The following is a 16648-nucleotide window of genomic DNA, read 5'->3' as shown; positions in this document are numbered from 1 at the left end:
ACGATGCGGATCTTGTCCTCGGCCGAGAAGTGCCGCCGGGTCTGCCGCCGGATGTCCTTCACCACCCGCTCGGCAGGGGCCTTGGCAGGCGATTTTTTCAAGGAGTGTTGGGACTTCATCTTCGTTCCTTCGTCACTACGACGAAGCCCCAACACTCCTTAAATCACAACCTCAAATCTGTGCCATTGGTGCTGACGGGGAACACTCGGGTGAGTGGATCCAGAACCAGGTCTTTTTCGACAATGTCCGAGTTCCAGTGAGCAATGTGCTCGGCTCAATCGACGATGGCTGGACGGTCGCCAAATACTTGCTTGAATTTGAACGGGGTGGGACTGCATATGCACCCGAACTGCGCGCGCACCTCGATGCTTTGCTGGAAAATCTGGCGGTCTTGCGCGAACGGGACGGCAATCCGGTCAATCCTTTGCTGAGCGCGCGCATTGCCGATTTCGCCATCCAGATCGAAGTGCTCGACGCATTGGAAATGGAAATCCTGTCGGCCTTGTCCGTGGGTCATTCAACCGGCACTGATGCCTCGATGATGAAGATCCTTGGAACCGAGTTGCAACAACGCATGACCGAATTGGCGCTCGAGGCAGCCGGGCCGGTGGCCCGCGCTTGGCAACCCGGGGTTTCGATGCCCGGTGGCCCAATGCTTGGCTATCCTGGGCCGGTTGAGGATTATGCCAGCGGCGAGCCGTGGCAAGCGATTGCACCAATACGCTATATCAATGAGCGGGCTGGCACGATCTACGCAGGTACCAATGAAATCCAGCGCGGGATTATCGCCAAGGCCGAACTGGGGCTTTGAAGCACCACAGCCAACGTCAATCTGAATGGTCAGGACGAGACAATGTTTAAAACACGCTTCACTGAAATGTTCGGCGTCGAGCATCCGATCGCCCAGGGCGGGATGCAGTGGGTCGGAACAGCAGAACTTATTTCTGCGGTCGCCAATGCCGGTGCACTCGGTTTTCTGACTGCGCTTACACAACCCGACCCCCGCGCTCTGGCCGACGAAATCGCCAGGTGCCGCACCATGACCGACCGGCCGTTCGGCGTTAACCTGACTGTATTTCCCGCGATCAATGCGCCCGATTACAACGACTATGCGCAGGTTATCATCGATAGCGGCGTGAAGATCGTCGAAACTGCCGGCACCCCCGCGGTCGCCGAACAGTGGGCAATGTTCAAAGCGGCTGGCATCAAGATCATTCACAAATGCACCAGTGTCCGCCACGCGCTGTCAGCGGAGCGCAAGGGAATCGATGCCATCTCGATCGACGGGTTCGAATGCGCCGGACACCCGGGCGAGGATGATATCCCCGGACTGATACTGATCCCGGCGGCCGCAGATAAAGTCAAAATTCCGATGCTGGCCAGCGGTGGGTTTGGCGACGGTCGCGGCCTGGCCGCGGCTCTCGCATTGGGCGCAGAAGGCATCAACATGGGCACCCGCTTTTGCGCAACCAAAGAGGCACCGATCCACGACGGAATCAAACAGGCGATCGTCGACAACGACGAACGCGCAACTGAACTGATGTTCAGAAGTTATCGCAATACAGCGCGTGTTGCAAAAAACTCGGTAGCGGCGGAAGCAGTCCGCATTGAGCGCGAGGGCAATCCGTTCGAAGCGATTGCACATCTGGTCAAGGGCGCGCGTGGCAGAGAAGGCTTGCTAAACGGCGACCCGGAGCACGGTATCTGGAGCGCAGGACTGGTTCAGGGACTCATTCATGATGTACCGAGCGTCAAGGATCTCGTGAACCGCATCGTAGCCGATGCTGAAAAAATAATCAGCGGGCGAATGCGGGGTATGATTAACCCACCCGAATAAGAAATGAGCTTTGGTCACCGCCAGTGTGGCCACACTGCGACATGATCGATTTTCTCAAGCGTCAAAGTTGTCAGCCGCCAACTGCGCTCTCACCATATTCGCGCACCACATCATCGAACGCCTCGGCCATGAGTGCTTTCAGACTGAGGCCCTACTTGCGGGCGCAAAGGTGCATGGCAAGCGACTGCGCTTGGTCATAGACGGCCTGTCAGCAGAACGTTGTGAAGCCCGCTGTCCCTGTTCACGGCGCTGCGATCAACGGACAATCGACAACACCTTGGCGCCGTTCGTCGCTGCTTCTCGCGCATCATCGAGCACTTCGACAGCCTTGAGTTTGAACTCTGGTGCAAGGTGGGCGTAGCGGAGCGTCATTGTGTAATCGCTATGCCCGAGTAATTCGCGGATGGTGTTGAGATCGACGCCGCCCATCGCCAGACGCGATGCAAAATGGTGCCGCATGTCATGCCAGCGAAAGTCCGTGATCTGTGCTTGCTTCAGCAAACGCCGCCATGACGAATTGGCGCGATCAAACCGGTCGCCCTGCTCGTTGACGAACACCAGCCCGGTGGTGTCTTCGCTCTGTGCGCGCCAGTTGAGCAATGCCGATGTTGCCTCACGATTGAGCGGGATATGACGCGTCCGCCTCGACTTGGCGGTTGCGCCGGTAACCGTCAGAATACGCCGGTCCAGATTGACGTTTAACCAGGTCAGGTCAAACAGCTCACCCCTGCGACATCCCGTATTGATCGAGAGCAGGATGAGGGGTTTGACATGGTCGGTGAAGACCACATCCCGCAGGCTGGGCAACAACGGGTAACCACGCTGCGCCCGCCACTGGTTGGCATTGTCGCGCTCAGCGCGGCGGCGTTCTTCCCGATCCTCCATCGCACTGCGCAGCCGTGCTTCTTCTTCTGCGCTGAGATAGCGAACCTTGAGGCAATCATCGACCCGCGCCTTCTTCACCTTGGCAAGGGGGTTCGTGGGTAGGATCTCCCAATCGACCGCACGATTGAAGCAGGCCTTGATCGAGGCAATGTCCCGGTTGATCGTCTGGTTGCTGAGGCCACGCTCGACTTCCTTTGCGCGCCAGCGCTCGACATCGAGTGCGGTGATCTTGTCGAGGGGCTTCTTGAGCCGGGCTTTGAATGCGGTCTTCAGCCGCCTGACGTTCTGCTCATAGGCCTTCTGGCTGGCCTTCGCCCAAGCGGCATAGTCGCCTTCAATATATGCCCCGAAGGTGGGCATCTCTGCCTTCGGCTTGCGCGCCTCGATCGGATCGATGCCCTGAAAGACTTCGGCCAGAATTCCGCGGGCGCTCTCGCGCGCATCGCTCAAGCTCAGGACATCGGCGCGCCCAAGCCAGACGCGCTTGCCGCGAGCGAACTCACAATACCACGACTTCGCGCCGCCCGGCGTCACCCGCAAGACCAGGCCCTTGAGCCGCGTATCGCGATGCTCCACGTGTCGCTGTGTCGGCGTGATCTTGTCAACAACCAGTTGGGTCAATGCAGAGCGCATCGGGCGGCCTCACCTGTCTAGCAGAACTCGAAATCCGGTGGTGCTGTGGTGGTGCAATTTGATGAAACGAGGCGGAACAAAACAGGAAAATCTGCACCACCACAGCCCCACCGAGGTACTCGATAAGGCCCGAAAAATCAAGGTTTTTTGTTTAAAATCGGTGCTTTAGAGGCCACTCAAATTTGCGGCTGGGGGTGTGATGCTCACCCTCTCGCGGCTGCCAAGCCAACGGAAAGCGCCTTCATCGATGCATTCAACAGCAAACGGCGCAGCGAATGCGTGAGCACGCACTGGTACAATCGCTTGCGAGAAGCTGGACCGCTGGCGTAGACACTACAACGAAGAGCGACCGCACAGCGCGATCGGGAATATCCCACCGATCATGCTGGCAAACTCAGCCGGTGAAACCAGCCCGCCGGACCTGAGCAAGGCGGAAAACTCTAGACCCGAGCGGTCCAAGGTTGGAGAGCAGAGCAGGGGAAGGCTACCTACGACCCCAGCCCCACCAGCACTGTGGGTCCACGTGTGGGGCCAGATCCTGAGAACAATTCTATTTTCTTTTTTAATGAATGGCTTGAGCCAAAAAATTGGATGACTCCGTCTCTTCTCTATTCAAACGTGATCGCTAATCCGTCGCTGCCCAATCTGAACTGATGTCACTCGCGACAGCGGGCTGCTATCACTCCACTCGTCGCCATCAAGCACCGTCTGGACGCAAACAGGAACCGAACCGGGTATAAATTGCAATCTGATGGTATTTTTGATGGACAGAGCTGAATGATTTTTCTGAAATATCTAACGACTACATTTACTTAGATGCCCTTTGCGACTCCGTCCCCGGCACCATTGGATTATCGTTCTGGACAATGGTTCAGCAAGATTTGCGATTTCGCGCGTGGCTGAGCCATCCGGCTGACGAGACGCGATCAGAATGAAACCGGCGTTTCCTGCATGCCGGGAGGGGCGACCGGTACTAGCACCTCAACCGTGCCATCAACCACGCGTAGCTCGAACTGGCGCAGCGCGGGATAGACCGCGCCGATGCAGCGCCCGTCTGCCAGATCGAAGCGCGCGCCGTGCAAAGGGCACATGATCGCCCCGCGCCGGATGCGCCCCGTTGAAAGCCGCGCGGCCTGATGGGTGCAGCGGTCGTTGAGCGCAATCAGCTTTCCTTCGCTGCGGACCACGAGTACCTGCCAGCCGTTGAGGCCGCGCGACTGCATCGTGCCTTCGGCGATTTCGGCTTCAGGCCCAAGGCGGTGCCACTCTGCTTCATGCATTCCATTCGTTCTTTCTGTCTCGCGTCGCTTGGCGCGCCGCCGCGTCATGATCGCATGCGTGTTGCGCACGGGCAGCGTCTAGCGCAACCAAAACCGGCTTGCACGGCGGATAACCACCCGCTTGGGCATAGCTTCAGCGCTGTGTGGGTGATCAGGCCATGTGCATGATGCGGTACTCGCGGCGGGAATAAACCCACTGTCCGCCAATTTTCTTGAGCCGGTCATCATAGCGGCCGCGCACGCGCATGGTTTGGCCCGTGGCCGGATCATCGAATATCTCGGAGGTATAGGCGACCGCAGTCGCTTCATCACCGGAAACCTCGATCGATCCGGGCGTGACGGCATAGATCATCGGTTTGGTGCAGTTATCAAGGCCGTAGACTTTCATCGATTCCACCCAGCCCGCGACGATCGCCGCCTTGCCATCGAAACCTTCAAGGTCGGGCCATTCGGGCAACGCCCAGAAGGCATCCTCGGCCCACGTGCTGCCCCAAAGCTCCGCATCGCGGGTCATTACGCCGTGGGCATATGTTTCCATAACCTCGCGGATCAGGATCCGGTCTTCCAATGGTCCGGTAAACGGCATTCGTGCTCCTCCCTACCAGGCGTGCTTTTCGCCGTTCCACTTATAGAATTCGCCGGTCTCTTCGATGGTCCATCCGGCGGTGAGCGTGCGGATGCTTGCGGCGCTCTCCTCCGGGCTGATTTCGGCAGAGGGGCCGCTCATTTCGGTTCGCACATAGCCTGGATGGACCAACCCGACGACAATGCCGCGTGCCTTAAGGTCGATCGCCACCGAACGCATCATGCGGTTCAGCCCTGCCTTGGCCGCGCCATAGGCATAAAGGCCGCCATAGGGCCAGGTCGATGCCGCCAGTTGGCTGGTGAGATTGATGACCTTTGATCCGGCATGAAGGCGCGGCAGGAATGCCTGCAGAACCCGCAACGGTCCTTTGACCATGATGTTGATAACCTCGTCCCACGCATCCCAATCGGACGATTCAAGTTCCGGCGGGATCGGGCCGACAATGCCTGCGACATTATACAAGATGTCGATCGGCTCACCGCCGGTCTCGGCAGAACCGGCCTTGACCGAGGCGTCGCTGGAAACGTCCATGGTGTGCACCGTGAGCGTGCCGCCAAAGGCCTCTGCCAGCGCGGTCAGCGCGGCGGAAGGCTTGCGCACCAGCGCGAACACGCGGTCACCCGCTTGGGTATGCTGCTTTGCCAGTTCGAACCCGATGCCGCGCGCCGCGCCGGTGATTGCAATGTTTGCCATGATCCTATCGCCTCCCATCGAGCCAATCGTTGAGCACTTCGTGGAAGAAGCGAACGCGGGTTTCCTGCGCGGCCAGGTAAGCGTCGGAATAGCCGCGCGAGTGCATGCCTGCCTGCATGCCCTCGGCCAGTTCCATGTCCTGATAGACGATCTGGCCTACCAGTTCGGGAATGCCGCGCCCGCCATCGAAATCGCGGTGCTCGCACGTCAACACCTCGCGTAGTGGCTTCGGGCCGGCCATGATCGATTCCACCGTGTCCTGCCCGGCCACCGGAAAAGCCATGCACCACAGATCGAAAAAGCACTTCTCCGGATCATCCGGGTGCGGCTCGCTGCGGAAGAAGATCAGGTTATCGGGTAGGAAGCTGATCGTCACATTGGGAAAAATCACCGTGTGCGGGCTATCGGTGATCTCCTCGTCGTCCATATGCTCGTAATGCACATAGCCGCGCTCTTTCCAGAGCTTGCGTTTGGCGGCCTTGAGGTCGCGCCAGCCTTGCATCGCCATCTCTTCGTAACTGGCGTAGCCCGCCGGATCGATGTCCCATTGGCGCAGGATGTATTCGAACGGATGCGGAACGCCCTCGGGAAGCCGGTCCGATAGCGAGGGCCGCATCGGCTGAACTGTGCGGCCATGGCCCTTGGGCCACATTTCATGGCGCGACGTATCGACATCCTGATCGATCCACGGCGGCACCTGCGGATGCGCGGTGCGGGTGTGGTAGCTCTCCGAAAAGTTGTCGGTCACGAATTTCCAGTTGGCGTTGATCGCAATCCGATACCACGCGACCCGCACTGCCGTGTCCATCGGATAGTTGCGGGCAACTTGCGGCATCGGCTCAAGATAATCCAGCAGAGCGGGCGCATTGGGGTCCATCGTGTACCACACAAAGCCGCCCCAACTATCGCAGCGCAACTGCTTGAGGCTGAGCTTGCCGCAGGGATCGCCTTGCGGGAAATCGTGGCCATCCTGCGCGAATTGCAGCGCCCCGTCCTTGCCCCACCGCCAGCCATGATAGGGGCAGGTGATGGCTTCGACCGACGCGCTTTGGTTCACCATGCGCATGCCGCGATGGCCGCACGAATTGTAGAATGCGCGGATCGAGCCATCGTCCTGGCGCATGCAGATCACCGATTCCTTGAGGAAGGTATGCACAAGAAAATCGCCTGCCTCCGGAATCTCGGCGGTGCGCCCGGCGATATGCCAGATGCGCGTCCACAGGCCGTCCCACTCCTTCTGCGCGAATTCGCGGCTGTAATAGCGATCACCTGTGATCGGATCGCCGCGCAAGTTGGCAGTATCGCGTCCGTCCAGCGGATGCATCCTGGTCGTGGACTCGTTCATGAACGTATCTCCCGGGCTTGAATTGCATGCTTGGCATGGCACCCGAATGCTTCTCCGCTGGTTTAGCGCGCTGCGGCAATCGAGGCACCTGACATTATTGCGAGATTTCCGGCCACTTTGCCGGTTTTATGATTGATACAGCCCTCTCAGCACGCGCGAGAGCAATGCGTTCACCCGGTCGATCCGATCTTCGCCCATCACCGGCCGATTCAGCAGCAAGCCCATGTGCGCCACCATCGCCAGATCGTTCGCCAGCTTCATGGTTTCCCATTGCGCTTGCCATTGCGGAAACGATTCGATCATTTCGCTGATCCAGACCTCGTCATACCGGCGTGCCACTGGCTCGAAGAACTGTTGCAGTTCCGGGTCGGTCCGCGCGGCGACTGCAAGCTCGAGGTAAGCCGCGTATTCGCGCGTCTGGACGCTGCGCCAATGCGCGGCGGTCGCGATCTCGACCAGCTCGCCTTCTGTGCTGCGGCCCAATTCAGACAAATAATCTTCGAGAAACAGGCGCATACGCTCGTAAAACACATGATCGATCACCGCCGTCACGAGTTCGAGGCGGGTGGGAAAATGGTGGTGCATCGCGCCGCGAGAAATGCCGGTGCGCTCTGCCACTTGCTGCGTGGTCAAGCCGCCATAGCCCCCGGCCACCAGGCAATCCATTGCCGCAATGATCATCCGCAGGCGGGTTTGCGCGCTTTTCTGCTGCTGCCAGCGCACCGGCTGGTCAGATTGGCCCACTGGCAACATTGCCGCCAGCATCCGCTTCTGCATCGTTGATCCGCTCAATCGCATACCTCCTTGTTCCTCAAACGCTCCGGCGCGGCGACCTATACAAAAGCCTAGTAGCGCCCCTAAACGCAAGCGCGCAAAAAACAGGCAATATCGCCGGTTATATTCGGTGGGCCGAGAAAAAGCTGCCGGCACGAGGTGTGCGAGGCAACAATATCCAGCCCTGTGAGGCGGGAATCGAGGGAGATGAACATGATCGGGCACAAACGTATCCAACTGCTGGGCGGACTTTCTTTGCTGGCGCTGACCGCGCCGCCGGCCCTTGCGCAAGACCAGGCCGCGCCCGAAGCGGTCAGCACTGGCGGCGTGCAGGAAATCGTCGTTACGGCGCAGAAGAAGAGCGAAAATCTGCAGTCGGTGCCGATCTCCATCGCCGCTGTCGGCGAGGCCGCCATTGAATCGCTCCACGCGGTCAACCTTCAGGGGCTCCAGGGTGCGGTGCCCAACGTGCAGATCGGCACTTTTTCAAACACCCCGAACACGGCCGTCTTCACCATTCGCGGCATCGGCGTGATCGAGCCCGATCCCTATGCGGGCAACACGGTCGGCATCGTCGTTGACGGCGTGCCGCAGTATTTTTCAACCGGCGCACTGCTTGATCTGTTCGACGTCCAGCGCATCGAAGTGCTGCGCGGGCCGCAAGGCACGCTGTTTGGCGCAAACACGACCGGCGGCGTGGTCAACGTGGTCAGTAACCAGCCCACCGACACGCTCGGCGGCAAACTGAACATGCTCTATGGCAACTACAACCACATCACCATCGGCGGCGTGTTCAATGCACCGCTCGCCGAAGGGCTCTCGCTGCGGCTCGGCATCAACCATGATCAGCGCGATGGTTTCCACACCAACATCGTCGATGGCTCGGACATGGGCCGCCGCAATGTGACCATCTTTCGCGGCGCGTTGCGCCTGAATTCGGGCGATTTCGACGCGACGTTGGTCGGCGAATACGCCAAGGCGCGCAATGGTTCACCGATCGTGGTCGCCGGCAACCAGCCCACCGATGTTGAATTCGTGCCGGTCGGCTTTCGCGGTATGTATGCCTCGCCGTGCTTGCCCGTGGGCCAGCCTTGCTCGGCCCCGGACCAGTATTTCTCGGCGCAGGACCGCGGCGTCAATGGGGATTCGCCAGACCTCAGCAACATGGACACTTATCGCGCCGGCCTGACCATGAAGCTCTCGAACACGCCGCTCGGCGATATCTCGTCCATCACCGGCTACAAGAAGTTCAAGCTGTTCGAGTTCACCGATCAGGATGGCAGCCCGGTGCAGCTCATCGACACGCGCCGCCGCACCGAAGGCTGGCAGTTCAGCCAGGAGTTGCGCACCGATGTGAAGCTGGGCGACCGGATCGACATAACCATCGGCGGATTTTATCTGAAGGATCACTATGATCACGTTCAGGATCTACGCATCAATTTTGCTGGCGGCGCGACCTATGATCAGGTGAATCAGACCGTCGCTTTGGGCCTTACCGGGCTTTATCAGAAGAACCTGCAGAATCAGGATAACGACTCAATCTCCGGGTTTGCACAGAGCTATATCCAACTGACCGACCGCCTGCGCGCGCAGGCCGGCATCCGCTATACGCACGAAAAGACCAGCATGCTGGCATCGACACTGACCAGCTTGGCTGCGGGCGGCACATCGACCTACGACGGCACCGCGCCCGATGGCACGCCCAATACCGTTCTTGGCAATGTCGCGCCGCCGCGCGGCACCCGCTCGTGGAACAATGTCGGCTGGAAACTGGGCCTGGATTACAAGGCGAGCCGCGACGTGCTGCTTTATGGCACCTGGGCGCGCGGCTTCAAATCGGGCGGCTTCACCGGCCGCATCGGCATTGCGCAGGATCTGGGACCCTACAACCCGGAGAAGGTCGATACCTTCGAGATCGGCATAAAGAGCGAGCTGTTTGACCGCAAGGTTCGCGCCAACCTGGCGCTGTTCGACACCAGCTATCGCGGCATCCAGCTGGCGCAGATCTATTTCATCGGATCGGGTTCCAACCTGGTGCAAGGCAACACCATCCTCAATGTCGCCAGCTCGCGCATTCGCGGTTTCGAGGCCGAGGTGGTCGCCGCACCGGTCGCCGGCCTGCAGATCACCACAGCGCTCGCCTACCTCGACGCCAGATACAAGAAGTTCGATTTTCTGCTGCCCAATGGCGGTTCGGTCAGTCTGGCCGGGCAGCGGATGCAAAACGCGCCGGAATGGACCGCCTCAGCCGGGTTCACCTACACTTTCCCGATGGCGAGCGACCTGACCGCCACGGTCGGTTCGAACTATAGCTACACCGGCGAGAAGTTCCTGACCTCGATCGTCGAAACCGCGCGCTCGACGATCCGGCCACAGCACATTGTCAACGCCAACTTCGACGTCAACGTCGCAGAGCGCTACACTGTGGGTGTGTTCGCCACCAACCTGCTCGATAGCCGCTATGTCAACTCGGTGTTCGACGCGCCAGGCACGCTCGGCCTCACCAACTATGCGCCCCCGCGCATGTTCGGTGTGTCTCTGAAAGTCGATTACTAAGCCCCTCCCCCGCCCCGGCCGAGCGATCGGCCGGGGCATCTTTCGCACCGGGAGATTGTGATGCTGAACGCTGCGGACTTTGCCGCCAGACACGCCATTCTCAATGCGCTGGCGCAGCACAGCCGGGGTGTGGACCGCGCCGATGCCGCGCTGCTCGGCAGCGCCTATCATCCCGATGCGAGTGTCGATTATGGCTTCTTTGCCGGGCCGGCGACCACGCTGGTTGCCATTCTGGCTGATGTTCAGAAAGCATCACCGCCCACCCTGCACCGCACCAGCAATAGCTGGATCAAGGTCGCGGGCGGCCGCGCTGTGGCGGAATCCTATGTCATCGCCTATGTCGAGGATCCGGCGCTGCAGCGGATCGTGCTGGGGCGCTATCTTGATCGCTTTGCCTGCATCGATGGCGCTTGGCGGATCATGCACCGACAATATGTGATCGAAGGCAACACCAACCGCCCAAACACGGCGCAGCGCGGCGATCCTGCGCCCGATCTTGCTCATTATGTGCCGCAAGGCGGCAAAGGCGGTGCCGATGCCGGACGCGCCATGCTTGCCCTTTACCGCGCCGAAGCTGCTGCCGAAGGAGGCCATCGCATGACCAGCCCAACCGATACCACACCGGACTCAGCTTTAGACGCCGCGCTTGCCCGCGCCGAGATCCATGATCTGTGCATGGCCTATTCGCGCGGCGTTGACCGCGCGGACAAGGCCCTTCTGCAATCCATCTTCAGCGAAGACTCATCGGTCATTACCGGGGTTGTCAACGCCAGCGGCGCGGAGTTCGCCGAAACGATCTGCGCCTTTGTCACAAGCGAAATCGACATGTGTTTCCATTCGGTGGCCAATGAGTGGATCGAAGTGCGCGGCGATGAGGCGGTGGGCGAGCATTACGCGCTGGCCCACATGGTCAAGGACGGCCAAGATGTGATGACCGGTGGCCGCTATCTCGATCGCTATATCAGGCGCGGCGGCAAATGGCTGATCCGTAACCGCACCTTCGTTAGCGACTGGAACACCTCGCATCCCTCCACGCTGGAGCGCGGCGGTTTTTACGAGGCGCTCTCCACCTGGGGCGCGTTCGGCCCAACGGATCCAGTTTACAGCCTATGGGCCAGCCTTGAGCAGAAGCTTGCCTGAACCGGCAACAAACCTCGGGAAGCTAAAATGACCGCTACCAAGCCTGCGCATGTGCCTTTGGATCGGATTGTCGACGTCGATGTCTATGTCCCGCCGGAACTGGAAGCCATTGGGTTTCACCGTGCCTGGGCCAAGCTGCAGGCAGAAAATCCGGCGGTGGTCTGGACCCCGCGCAACGAAGGACATTGGATAGCGTTGAGCGGCGCAGCATTGCATGATGTAGAATCCGATGCAGAACGCTTTTCTTCCAAGATCATGATCGTGCCCAAGTCGGTGGGAGAGCAACATGGCCTGATCCCAACCACGATTGATCCTCCCGCCCACCGCCCTTACCGTGTTCTGCTGAATGCCAATCTTAATCCGGCAACGGTTCGCGGAATGACCGACAGCATCCGCGCGACGGCGATTGACCTCATCGAAAGCTTCTACAGCGCGGGTTACTGCGACTTCACGGCGCAATACGCCGAAATTTTCCCCATCCGCGTGTTTATGGCCATGGTCGATTTGCCGGAGAGCGACGCGCCAATGATCCGGCATTGGGCCAATTGCATGACCCGCCCCGGCATGGATATGGCCTTTGAACAGGCCAAGCAGGCCTTCTTTGCTTATCTCGGGCCGATAGTTCTTGAACGCCGCGCCGCGCCGGGCGAGGACATGCTGAGCCATATGCTCGATGCCGACATTGGAGGGCGCAAGCTAACCCAGGACGAGGCGGTTTCGCTCTGCACGCAGTCTTTGATCGCTGGCGTTGACACCGTGGTGAATTTTCTTGGCTTTGTCTTTGCCGAGCTCGCAGGGGATGCGGCGCTGCGCCAGTCGCTTATTGCGTTGGGCGATAATCTGACACCTGCTGTCAACGAACTTTTTCGCAGGTTCGGCCTCGTCACAATCGCTCGGACTGTGAGCAATGATATCGAGTTCTACGGCGTGACGCTCAAAGCGGGGGACATGATCGCGATCCCGACAGCGGTCCACGGTATCGATCCGGCATTCAATTCTGATCCGCTGAAAATTGATCTGAACCGGCAACGTGCACCGCATTCAGGTTTTGGCAGCGGCCCTCATATGTGCCCGGGCCAAGAATTGGCCCGCAGGGAAGTGGCGGTGACGCTGCAAGAATGGCTGCGACGCATACCCGATTTCACTTTGGCACCCGATGCCGACCTTTCACCCGTTCCCGGTATCGTAGGCTCGCTACGCCGCATTACCTTGCGCTGGGACACATGATCTCTGGCGTTAAATCGCATGACCTTGGGGCAACTCTGGGCCGACGGACCCGATCTATGGCCTCTGGGCCAGCCTTGAATACGAACCGGCCTGACGCCCGGTTCCCGCTTTTGATCGAGGAGTTGAGCGTATGGGCAAGATGAACGGCATGGTGGCGCTGATCACCGGCGGAGCTTCCGGCCTTGGTGCCGAAGATGCACGGTTGCTCGCGCATGAAGGTGCCAAAGTGGTTATCACTGACATGCAGGTCGATCTGGGCCGCGAAGTTGCCGCTGCCATTCCAGATTGCCTGTTTCTTGAGCAAGACGTGCGCGACGAGGCCCGCTGGGCCGAAGTCATTGCCGCCACGCTCGAACGCTTCGGCCGGCTCGACACGCTGGTCAACAATGCGGGGCTGGTCCGCTTCGCCGACGTCGAGACGATGTCGTATGAAGATTTTCGCCTGCAGACCGACGTGATGATCGGCGGCACCTTCCTCGGCTGCCGCGCCGCGATCCCGCATATGAGCAAGGATGGTTCGGGCGCGATCATCAACATGGCGTCGGTCGCGGGGCTGAAGGGCATCAGCGTGATCCCGGCCTATACCGCCGCCAAGGCCGGGATCATCGGCATGACCCGCTCGATCGCGGTCCACTGCCGCGAACAGAATTACCGCATCCGTGTTAATGCCATCGCGCCGGGCGGCATCGTCACGCCGATGACCGCGCAGGCACTTGCCGAATTGCCGCAGGACAGCGCCGGCCTGAGCCAGACCCAGAACCACGGCATGGGCCAGCCCGCCGATATCGCCAACATGGTGCTCTACCTTGCCTGTGACGATGGCCGCCACATTACCGGCACAACGATCACCATCGACAACGGCGAGACGATGGCATGACGGCGCAATCGGGCGCTCGAACAAACTGGAGTGTCGCAAGCTGGAGCGAAGCGGACTGATGCTCGATCATATCAGGAAACATGGCCTGCCCATGGCGGTCGAAACAGCCGAACTCGCAGCGCAGCGCTGCCCGGCACCCACGGTTCAGCAGATCGTCGCGGGCGACGCGTTGCCGCCGCCCGCTGTGCTGACCTTCGAACAACCCGCCTACCTTGGCAGCGCGCCGGTTTCGCTCGATCGCTATTTCGATCAGGGCATCTTCGAACGCGAGATCGAGAGCATCTGGAAGAAGACCTGGCAATGGGTTTGCCGCGAGGAGCACATCCCGGAGCCTGGCGATTACTACACCTACGAGGTGGCGCATCTTTCTTACGTGGTAGTGCGTCAGCCGGATGGCAGCGTCAAAGGCTTCGTGAACTCATGCCTGCACCGTTCGACTAAGCTCAAGCGCGGGGAGGGCATCGGGGCCGGGCCTGATCTGCGCTGCCCCTATCATGGCTGGACGTGGAACAACGATGGCAGCCTGAAGGCGGTGCCCTGTGCATGGGATTTTGCGCATGTCGATCCGGCAAAAAACGCTCTGCCCGAAGTGCGCGTTGGCCATTGGGGCGGCTTTGTATTCATCAATCCAACGCCGGCCGGGCCGAGCCTGGAAGAATACCTCGCGCCGATGCCTGCGCATTTTGCCAATTGGGACATCGCCAAGCGCTTCGTGGCAGTGCATGTGGCCAAGGAGCTTCCCTGCAACTGGAAGACCGCGCAGGAAGCCTTTCTGGAATCCTATCACGTGCTCGAAACGCATCCGCAATTGCTGCAGGGCGTGGGCGATGCCAACGTGCAATACGATTGCCATTCGGATCACGTGACCCGCTTTTATGCCGCAAGCGGTGTCAACTCCCCGCACCTTGCCAATCCGCTGACCGAACAGGAATTGATCGCCACGATGATCCTGGGGGATCGCTCGGTGGCCGATCCAGAGATGGTTGTGAACGCGGGCGAAACAGCCCGGATTGTGATGGCGCGCTTTTTGCGCAAGGTCATGGGCGAAAAGTATGGCGCTGATTTATCAGAATATTCCGACAGCGAGATGATCGACACGATCGAATACCATGTGTTCCCCAACATGGTGCTGTTTCCCGGCATATCGCTGCCGATGGTCTACCGGTTCCGCCCGATCGGGAGCGATCCGAGCCGCACCTTGTTCGAAATCCTGTTCATGCGTCCCGCGCCAGACGGCGCTGCGATGCCCGAGCCGCCTGATCCCTTCCTCGTCCGCGAAGATCAAAGCTATGCCTCGGCACCGGGCTTTGACGCGGCAATGGGCCATGTCTACGATCAGGACACCGACAATTTGCGCGCGCAGCAACAAGGCTTTCGCGCCAGCGCGACAGGCGTTCAGCAGCTCGGCAACTATCAAGAATCGCGCATCCGGCACTTCCAGATGGTGATCGACAAGTATCTCGCAGCAGGAGCCGAGGCATGACCAAAACCTTCGATCTGGAAGCCGAAGTCCGCGACTTGTGCGCGCGGCGCGATATCTACGATGCGCTGTGCCGCTACATGCGCGCGCAAGACCGGCTTGATCCGGTGCTCCACCGTTCGGCATTTCATGATGATGCGTGGGTCGATTGCGGTTTGATGAACGGCACTGCCGACGAATTCGTTGCTTTCGCCCAAGGGTTTCTTGCTGATTGCGAGGGAAGCCAGCACGTGATCGGGCAAGTGCAGATCAGCGTCAACGGCGACACGGCATTGGGCGAAGTCTATTTCAACGCGTGGCACCGGATTTTCGAGGCGGGTGCGCCCAAGGATCTGATCGTCGCGGGCCGCTATATCGACGAATACACCTGCAAGAATGGCGAGTGGCGCATCAGCCGCCGGCGCGAGATAGTCGATTGGGCGCGAACCGACGACCCGGCCGACAGCTTTCTTTCGGAAAACCCGCTGCTGCGCGGCGCGCGGCGCGGAACCGACTTCAGCCAGACCCGCGACTGGCCATTTTGAGACCGCAGACGAGAGGAACAGCACCATGACCGAGCAGCAGATGATGTCGCGCTACTCTCCCGAATTCGACGAAGACGTGCGCGGCGATACGATCACCGCCGACCGCTATATCTCGAAGGACTGGATGGAGCTGGAGAACCAGCGGCTCTGGCCCAAAGTCTGGCATCTGGGCGGCGTGCTGGCCGATCTGGAGGAAGAAGGCGACTTCATCCGCCATGATTTCGGCAAGGAATCAGTCGGATTGGTCAAACAGGCCGATGGCTCGATCAAGGCGTTTTACAACACTTGCCCGCACCGGGGAAACCGCCTGTTCCTGAGCGATGCGGGCAGCGCGCCGCGCATCACTTGCGGCTATCATGGTTGGCAATATGATCCCGCTGGCACGCTGGTGCATGTGCAGGACCCGCTCGATTTCCCCGGCGGCGACCCCTGCGGCAAGGTCAAGCTGACCGAGCTTCGCTGCGAAATCTGGGGCCCGTTCGTGTTCTGGTGCATGGACGACGATGTCGCCCCGCTGCACGAATGGCTCGCCCCCCTGCCCGAGCGGATCAAGGGCTATGGCATCGACAATTGGGTGCGCGTGCTGAATGTGTCGGCGGACGCGAAGTTCAACTGGAAGATCATCCGCGACAATTTCAACGAGAGCTACCACCTCCCGACGATCCATCCCGAGCTGGCCACTTTCATCAACGACGGCCTGCCGACCACACTGTTTGAAATGTACCCCAGCGGCCACAACGCGATGTGGATGATCGGCCATCAGGCCACGACGCGGAAGGATTACGAAAGCGGCGATGTGCCCCCCGGACTT

At 60.0% G+C, this 16648-nt stretch carries 15 protein-coding genes and 1 pseudogene; 10 read left to right on the top strand and 6 right to left on the bottom strand.

Annotated features, from left to right (window positions below; translation table 11 throughout):
* Positions 1–256 precede the first annotated feature (256 nt).
* Together Q0O40_RS10745 and Q0O40_RS10740 are read left to right on the top strand one after the other, a co-directional pair.
* On the top strand, positions 257–811 hold the full coding sequence (locus tag Q0O40_RS10745) for an acyl-CoA dehydrogenase family protein (RefSeq protein ID WP_295529482.1): 555 nt from the start codon (positions 257–259) through the stop codon (positions 809–811).
* A 42-nt stretch (positions 812–853) separates the two neighbouring features.
* Entirely contained in the window at positions 854–1837 is a 984-nt protein-coding gene (locus Q0O40_RS10740) for a nitronate monooxygenase family protein (RefSeq protein ID WP_295529480.1), read from the top strand.
* 255 nt (positions 1838–2092) lie between these two features.
* Here the strand turns inward: Q0O40_RS10740 and Q0O40_RS10735 are convergent, their stop codons facing one another.
* Positions 2093–3355, bottom strand: a complete 1263-nt coding sequence (locus Q0O40_RS10735; protein WP_295529478.1) for a tyrosine-type recombinase/integrase — start codon at positions 3353–3355, stop codon at positions 2093–2095.
* A gap of 222 nt (positions 3356–3577) precedes the next feature.
* On the opposite strand from Q0O40_RS10735, the pseudogene Q0O40_RS10730 reads away from it, so the two are divergent.
* Positions 3578–3734, top strand: a pseudogene (locus Q0O40_RS10730) (integrase core domain-containing protein); the annotation flags it as partial.
* A gap of 547 nt (positions 3735–4281) precedes the next feature.
* Here the strand turns inward: Q0O40_RS10730 and Q0O40_RS10725 are convergent.
* From Q0O40_RS10725 to Q0O40_RS10705, 5 genes are all read right to left on the bottom strand, one after another.
* Entirely contained in the window at positions 4282–4635 is a 354-nt protein-coding gene (locus Q0O40_RS10725; RefSeq protein WP_295529476.1) for a Rieske 2Fe-2S domain-containing protein, read from the bottom strand.
* A gap of 151 nt (positions 4636–4786) precedes the next feature.
* Positions 4787–5221, bottom strand: a complete 435-nt coding sequence (locus Q0O40_RS10720) for a nuclear transport factor 2 family protein (RefSeq protein WP_295529474.1) — start codon at positions 5219–5221, stop codon at positions 4787–4789.
* 12 nt (positions 5222–5233) lie between these two features.
* Positions 5234–5914 (bottom strand): SDR family NAD(P)-dependent oxidoreductase, encoded by a 681-nt coding sequence (locus tag Q0O40_RS10715; RefSeq protein WP_295529473.1) that lies wholly within the window; start codon positions 5912–5914, stop codon positions 5234–5236.
* 4 nt (positions 5915–5918) lie between these two features.
* Complete coding sequence (locus Q0O40_RS10710) at positions 5919–7259, bottom strand: aromatic ring-hydroxylating dioxygenase subunit alpha (protein ID WP_295529471.1); 1341 nt, start codon at positions 7257–7259, stop codon at positions 5919–5921.
* A 126-nt stretch (positions 7260–7385) separates the two neighbouring features.
* Complete coding sequence (locus Q0O40_RS10705) at positions 7386–8051, bottom strand: TetR/AcrR family transcriptional regulator (protein ID WP_295529469.1); 666 nt, start codon at positions 8049–8051, stop codon at positions 7386–7388.
* Positions 8052–8246: 195 nt separating this feature from the next.
* On the opposite strand from Q0O40_RS10705, the gene Q0O40_RS10700 reads away from it, so the two are divergent.
* The 7 genes from Q0O40_RS10700 to Q0O40_RS10670 form a co-directional block, all read left to right on the top strand.
* The gene (locus tag Q0O40_RS10700; protein WP_295529467.1) at positions 8247–10589 is read left to right on the top strand and encodes a TonB-dependent receptor; all 2343 of its coding nucleotides are present in this window, start codon (positions 8247–8249) and stop codon (positions 10587–10589) included.
* A gap of 60 nt (positions 10590–10649) precedes the next feature.
* A complete protein-coding gene (locus Q0O40_RS10695; RefSeq protein WP_295529465.1) occupies positions 10650–11729 on the top strand; it encodes a nuclear transport factor 2 family protein in 1080 nt (359 codons plus the stop codon).
* 195 nt (positions 11730–11924) lie between these two features.
* The gene (locus Q0O40_RS10690) at positions 11925–12956 is read left to right on the top strand and encodes a cytochrome P450 (protein WP_295529463.1); all 1032 of its coding nucleotides are present in this window, start codon (positions 11925–11927) and stop codon (positions 12954–12956) included.
* Between the two features lie 130 nt (positions 12957–13086).
* Positions 13087–13833, top strand: a complete 747-nt coding sequence (locus tag Q0O40_RS10685; RefSeq protein WP_295529461.1) for an SDR family oxidoreductase — start codon at positions 13087–13089, stop codon at positions 13831–13833.
* A 91-nt stretch (positions 13834–13924) separates the two neighbouring features.
* On the top strand, positions 13925–15316 hold the full coding sequence (locus Q0O40_RS10680) for an aromatic ring-hydroxylating dioxygenase subunit alpha (RefSeq protein ID WP_295529459.1): 1392 nt from the start codon (positions 13925–13927) through the stop codon (positions 15314–15316).
* A complete protein-coding gene (locus Q0O40_RS10675; protein WP_295529458.1) occupies positions 15313–15837 on the top strand; it encodes a nuclear transport factor 2 family protein in 525 nt (174 codons plus the stop codon). Before Q0O40_RS10680 ends, Q0O40_RS10675 begins: the two co-directional genes overlap by 4 nt.
* 25 nt (positions 15838–15862) lie before the next feature.
* Positions 15863–16648, top strand: a 786-nt coding sequence (locus Q0O40_RS10670) for an aromatic ring-hydroxylating dioxygenase subunit alpha (RefSeq protein ID WP_295529456.1), incomplete at its 3' end; no start/stop codon positions are given.

Source organism: Novosphingobium sp. Chol11 (genome assembly GCF_945870625.1).
Lineage (GTDB): Bacteria > Pseudomonadota > Alphaproteobacteria > Sphingomonadales > Sphingomonadaceae > Novosphingobium.
This window is presented reverse-complemented; position numbering and strand designations above follow the sequence as displayed.